Genomic DNA, 5,663 nt, shown 5'->3' with positions numbered 1-5,663 from the left:
CCGAGGGTGCTGCCGTCCGCGACGGAGCCGGCGCCCAAGGCGATGCTGCCGTCATGGCTGGCGACCGCGCCCATGCCGATGGCCACTGAGTCCGCGCCCGAGGCGACCGAGTCGGTGCCGGTGGAGTTGGCGTGGAAGTACTTGGTGCCGGTGTCGTAGATGTGGGTGACGCGTCCATCCAGGTTGGTCACATCGCCCTTGAGGTTGGTGACGTCGCCTTCAACGCTGGTCACGCGGCCATCGAGGTTGGTGATGTGGGTGGTATTGGCATCCACCTGCTGGTTGGTCGCATGCAGCTGCGAACCATTGACCGCGTCGGAGGAGATGTCACTGAGCTCACCTGCGGCGACATTGGTGATCTTTTGCGGCTCACCCGAGCCATGACTGGCATCGTAAGCGCCCAGCGCACCGTTCCACTGCAGCGCGTCTTGCTGGAGAGCGCTGATATCGACGGTGTTCTGCGTTACTCGACCATCGATATGAGTGATGGCATCGCCGACATTGTTCACCGTCATGCCGTCGACATGGTAGGTCGGAGCGGTGATCGAACCGTCCGCATTGACCGTCGAACCGCCCCCCATAACGTTGGCTGTGGAACTGGCCAGGCCATACAGCTGCGAGCCGTTCACCGCATCGACGGAGTTCGGGCTGACCATGCCGGCTGCCATGTTGGTCAGCACCTGCGTATTCCCCGGAGCCAAAGCATCGCCACCCGACGCAATCAACGACAGCTGATCCGTGCCGGTACGCTGTACCGGGCCGCTCGAACCGTAGTTGAGGTTGTTGATGTTGTTGGTGACGTTGCTGATGTCAGCGGTGTTCTGCTCCACCTGCTGGTTGGTCGCATGCAGCTGCGATCCGTTGACCGCATCGGAAGAGTTGGCACTGATATCGCCCGGGGCGACATGGATGATCTTCCGGTCGCCGGCGTCGATGCCGTCGAAGGTGACGCTCGGGCCACCATTGAGGGTCAAGCCGTAGCTGTTGATCGTGGTATCGCCAGTGGTCACCGAATTGAACGTGGGGTCATCGGCCATCAGCAATTGCAGGTTGCCGGCGCCATCCACCTCGGTCCGCAGGTTGTTGCCCGAATAGTTGCCGGCCGTGCTGGCAGCCCCCTGGATGGCGATGGTTTCACCCAGCTTCTTCTCCACCGAGCCGGCATTGCCGACAAAGGTGATCGGGGAATTAGCCAGGTCGTTGAGCTGCGAAACGTTGACCGCGTCGCTGTCGTTCACGCCATTGGCCACGTTGGTGATGGTGGTACCACCGAGGTGCGTGCTGCTGTCGTAGGTGTCGCCGCCGAGGGTCACACTGTTATGGCTGCCCTCGTCGTACATCACAGCATCGGCGGTAGCGCTGCCGACCATTCCCTTGAGCTGGGCCACGTTCACCGCATCGCTGTCCTGGGTGCCAGCGGCAACGCCGGTGAGCTGGCGGAACTTGCCGCTGGAGGCGTCGCCGATGGCCACGGCGCCCAGCGTGCTGTTGGTGGCGGCAATGGCATCGACCTCAGACTGAGTTGCGCCGCCCGGGACATAGCCGGGTGCACCGGCGTGGGTCCCGGCAATCGAACCGGAACCGATGGCGACGCCATCCTGGACCTGCACCTGGGCGCCAGTGCCCAGTGCCAGCGCGTTCTGCTGACTGGCCACGGCGTTGTTGCCGACGGCGATCGAGTCCACACCGGTGGCACGGGTGCCGGTGGGGTTGCCCAAGGCGTCGGTGCCGACGTTGCCGATCGCCATCGAGTTGCTGCCATCGATCTTGTTGTTCAGGCCGATCCGGCCACCGTTGACGTAAAGCTCGTTGCCCAGGGTCAGCGAGTTGGTGCCATCGGCCTGGGAACCGGTGCCGTAGAACAGCACCCGGCCGGTCTGGGTCGCCTTGTCGTTGGGCTTGCAGTTGCTGTTGTTGCCGTCGTACTTCCAGCCCATGTCACCGCTGACACCGGTGTCGTGAACGAACACACAGCCCGAGTCGTTGCTGTCGTTGACGTACAGGCCGGGATTCCCGGCGATGGCCCGCTCCGTGGCGGAGCCGGCGGCGGCCTGTGAATCCAGACCGTAAAGGCCGCTCAAGGCACCGAGGCCGAGCACGGCAAGGGCGCGACCACTCTTGCGGACGCTACGGGCGTATTCCGAGGCCACGCACCAGCAGTGCTGGGCTTTGGACCAGACGACACGATAAATCCTGTTCATGAGGGGCTCCTTCCAGGGGGCAACCCTGGGGCGAGTAGTGAAGAATTCCGGGGAAATGGATCAGCGCGAGGACAGCTGCAGGGCGCGGCTGGTCTGGATCAGCAGCGGGCGCTCCATTGCGGTGGGGCGGGACTGCTGGAGGGCTCGCTGGTAGGTGCGCAGCGCACCGGCGTGGTCCTTGCGGACGTAATCGAGGTAGGCACCGGCAAAGAGCCCGGCTTCTGTGCGCAGGTCGCGCTTCACCGCGTCGGGGGCTTGCAGGGCGTCGATTTCGGCGAACACCGCGCTAGCGTCGGTCTTGCCCTGGTACAGGGCCTGCAATGAACGCTGTTGCGCGGTGGCCGGCTTGATGGCTCGGGCCAGCTTCTGCACCCGCGCCTTGATGGTCTGCGGCTTCACGCCGGCATCACTGGCGGTGCGCGCAGCCAGCCAGAGCTTCCAGAGACCTGCGTAGGCCTTTACTTGCGCGTTGGCAGAATGCTGTTGCAGTTGATCGAAAGCTTGGCGGGAGGATTCGAAGCGGCCGAGCTCGGCCAGGTTCACCGCTGCAGGAACAGCAATGACCTCCGCCTGGTCGCTGTCCTTGAGGGCGTCATAGAACTGCCGGGCACGCATGTGGCGACCGCTGGCATCTTCGATGAAGGCTTGCTCGGCCAGCGCGCGAGTACCGCCCTGCCCTCGGGCACCGGCCTGGCGGAGCAGAGCCTGGGCGGCAGCGAGATCACCCTCCAGCAACTGCTGGTGGGCCAGCAGCACCAGCGGCTGGATCACTTCTCTGGGTTGGTTGGCCTGGTGCGTGGCAGCGGCCTGTTTCGGCGCGCTGGCCGGCGCTGCCGTAGCGGCTCCGGTGGCAAGGAACAGTGCCAGGGCCAGCACGGAAAGTGTGCCCGGGCGGCGGGTGACGGAGAGGGTCGGGAAACGAGTCATGGTGGCAACTCCTGAAAAGGTATCGAGTTGCACACATGCTATGCAGCGCTCTTCGCGAGCGAACTCAGAGTCCTCCTGTAGTGCCCATCAGAGTAATTCCTCAATCACTCACACCGACTCGGCCTGGGGCAGTGCCAGGCTGAACTCGATCTCCAGCCCTCCTTCATGGCGACCCTGGACGAATGTCCCCTCCAGATGCTCAGCCAGATGCTGGCAATGGCTGAGATCGATGATGCTTTCCGGCGCGGCCCGACCCGATATTTCCAGGCGCGCGTGAACCCGGCCCTGTCCACGGACACGCATTTCGAGACGTATCAGGACCGGGCTGTCGATATCGACCCGGAAAAGGCCGAGCGTGGTCGCCATCCATTCGGCGAACGTACCGGTATCCAGCCATACGCGACTGGCATCGATCTGCTGGACGCCGAACAGGGTTTCCGGGTGCCCGACCAGGCAACGGCCAATGAGTGCCGGCAAGTCGCAGGGCTCATCAGCGGGTACGACTGATTTTTCCTGGAACTGGCACAGGCGCCGCAACCGCTCCAGGCGCTCGGTCAGGGCGGACAGGCCAGGAGTAGCCGGATGCAACTCCAACGCGGCGACCCACCCTGCCAGTTCCTGCAACGATTCCCTGTAGAAATCTGCCTGCCGCCGCGCCTGAGCCTCGGCGGCGAGCAATTGATCACGCAGGGTGATCAACTGCCCTTCGCTGTCGGTGACGTCCTGCAGCCCTCCGAGAATGCCCGCCGCCTGCCCCTGGCTGTCCCGGTACGGCACCATCCAGTAATGCATCACCCTTGCCTCGCCGAATATTTCCACGCGGGTCGTGATCGCCATCGGGGCGCCTTCCCGGACGACGCGGGCGAAGCCTTCGGGAAGCGTCTTGCGCACGGCCGGAGGAAACCAGCGGGCCTCGGCAAATCCAGAGCCCAGGGCTTCGTCAGCACTAATGCGGTAGTAATCGAGGAAGTTCTGATTGCAGAACAGCAGTCGCCCTTCTGTCGTTCGCACGAACATCGGCGTGGGAGCGGCATCCACCAGGCTGCGCAACAGGCCAAGCTCCACGGGAAGGGTCTCTGCCGCCACCGCGCCCACCGAAGGCTCTTGGCCGGCCACCAGGCCGTTGCGGCGAGCGATTTCGGCCAGTTCGACATTCGAGCTGACGTGAAGCTTTTCCAGCAGGTGCGCCTTGTAGGTGCTGACGGTCTTGAAACTGATCCTCAGCTCTTCGGCGATGCGCAGATTGGTCTTCCCTTCGGCGATCAACTGCAGCACGGCAGACTCGCGCGGCGTCAGGCAATCCAGCTCGTTGCCGCCGCCAGGTTCCATATGCTCGCGCGCGAAATGACCCCGGCCCGCCAGCACATCGCTGATCGCCTTGCGCAGATTCGCCATGTCCTCCTGCTTGCTGACGAAGCCACTGGCGCCCGCCCGAAAGCACAGCGGAGCGAAATGGGCAGCGTTCTGGCGGCTATACACCAGCACCTTCTGGGAGGCATCCCGCGCCCGCAAGCGGCGCAGCAGATCGAGGCCACCAGAGCCAGGCAGCGCGATTTCCAGGATCACCAGCTGCGGCTTCCATTCCCGCGCCAGCGTCAGCGCAGTGGGTACGTCAGCAGCCTCCTGCACCTCCTGGTGTCCCATCTCCTCCAACAGGTCGCGCAGCGCGCCACGCACGATCGGCGTGGCGTCGGCGATGAGCACCGTAGCCATAGCTTCCTTCCCGGCTCGTCCTTCAGGTGCTCAAAGCATAGGCAATCGGCTCGCCCTGCAACGTGCGCCCTGGTTTGAGGGCATACCCCCGCAAAAAACTGACACAGATCAATGCCACACAAGATCCTGCACCGGCGGCCGGGATCCTGACATGAACTGCGAAAACCCTGTCACCAAATGAATGGTCGTCTCCCCCCTCTCCATCCCTAGATTTCTCCTCGCGGCCTGAGCTGAGGGCCCCGCTCCCCAGCAGCTCGCCCGTCCGAACAAACTTCGCCAGAGGAGAACAACAAGATGCGCGTAGAACAACTGACTTGCAGTATCGGGGCCGAGCTGATCGGCGTGAACCTCGCGGATGCGGCTTACGACGACGGCCTCTTCGCCGAAATCCGCCAGCTCCTGCTCCAGCACAAAGTGCTGTTCCTGCGCGACCAGGACATCCGCCGCGCCGAGCATGTGGCCTTTGCCCGCCGCTTCGGCGAGCTGGAAGACCACCCGGTGGCCGGCAGCGACCCGGAGCATCCGGGCCTGGTGCGCATCTACAAGGACCCGGACCAGCCCAACGACCGCTACGAGAACGCCTGGCACACCGACGCCACCTGGCGCGATGCACCGCCCATGGGTTGCGTGCTGCGCTGCGTGGAGTGCCCGCCAGTGGGCGGCGACACCATGTGGGCGAACATGGCGCTGGCCTACGAGAAGCTGCCGCAAGACGTGAAAGAGCGCATCGAGGGCCTGCGTGCCCGCCACAGCATCGAGGCGAGCTTCGGCGCGGCCATGCCCGTCGAGAAGCGCCTGGCGCTCAAGGCCATGTACCCGGAC

4 protein-coding genes are annotated in these 5,663 nt (G+C 64.3%); 1 reads left to right on the top strand and 3 read right to left on the bottom strand.

The window, feature by feature from the left end; translation table 11 throughout:
- From E8E91_RS16240 to E8E91_RS16230, 3 genes are all read right to left on the bottom strand, one after another.
- Positions 1-2,201: ESPR-type extended signal peptide-containing protein (locus E8E91_RS16240; RefSeq protein WP_280376878.1), on the bottom strand; the 2,201-nt coding region annotated here is incomplete at its 3' end.
- Positions 2,202-2,261: 60 nt separating this feature from the next.
- On the bottom strand, positions 2,262-3,128 hold the full coding sequence (locus E8E91_RS16235) for a hypothetical protein (RefSeq protein WP_280376876.1): 867 nt from the start codon (positions 3,126-3,128) through the stop codon (positions 2,262-2,264).
- Between the two features lie 108 nt (positions 3,129-3,236).
- A complete protein-coding gene (locus tag E8E91_RS16230; protein WP_280376874.1) occupies positions 3,237-4,841 on the bottom strand; it encodes a response regulator in 1,605 nt (534 codons plus the stop codon).
- 294 nt (positions 4,842-5,135) lie between these two features.
- On the opposite strand from E8E91_RS16230, the gene E8E91_RS16225 reads away from it, so the two are divergent.
- On the top strand, positions 5,136-5,663 hold a 528-nt coding region (locus tag E8E91_RS16225; protein ID WP_280376872.1), incomplete at its 3' end, for a TauD/TfdA family dioxygenase.

Origin of the sequence: Pseudomonas sp. BN515 (assembly GCF_029873155.1) — a bacterium.
Classification (GTDB): domain Bacteria; phylum Pseudomonadota; class Gammaproteobacteria; order Pseudomonadales; family Pseudomonadaceae; genus Metapseudomonas.
The sequence above is the reverse complement of the archived record's forward strand: the minus strand, read 5'-3'. Positions and strand labels throughout refer to the sequence as shown.

Excerpts from the sequence above, each read along its gene's own strand:
- E8E91_RS16235 (WP_280376876.1), bottom strand. The coding sequence starts at position 3,128 with ATGACTCGTTTCCCGACCCTCTCCGTCACCCGCCGCCCGGGCACACTT.
- E8E91_RS16230 (WP_280376874.1), bottom strand. The coding sequence starts at position 4,841 with ATGGCTACGGTGCTCATCGCCGACGCCACGCCGATCGTGCGTGGCGCG.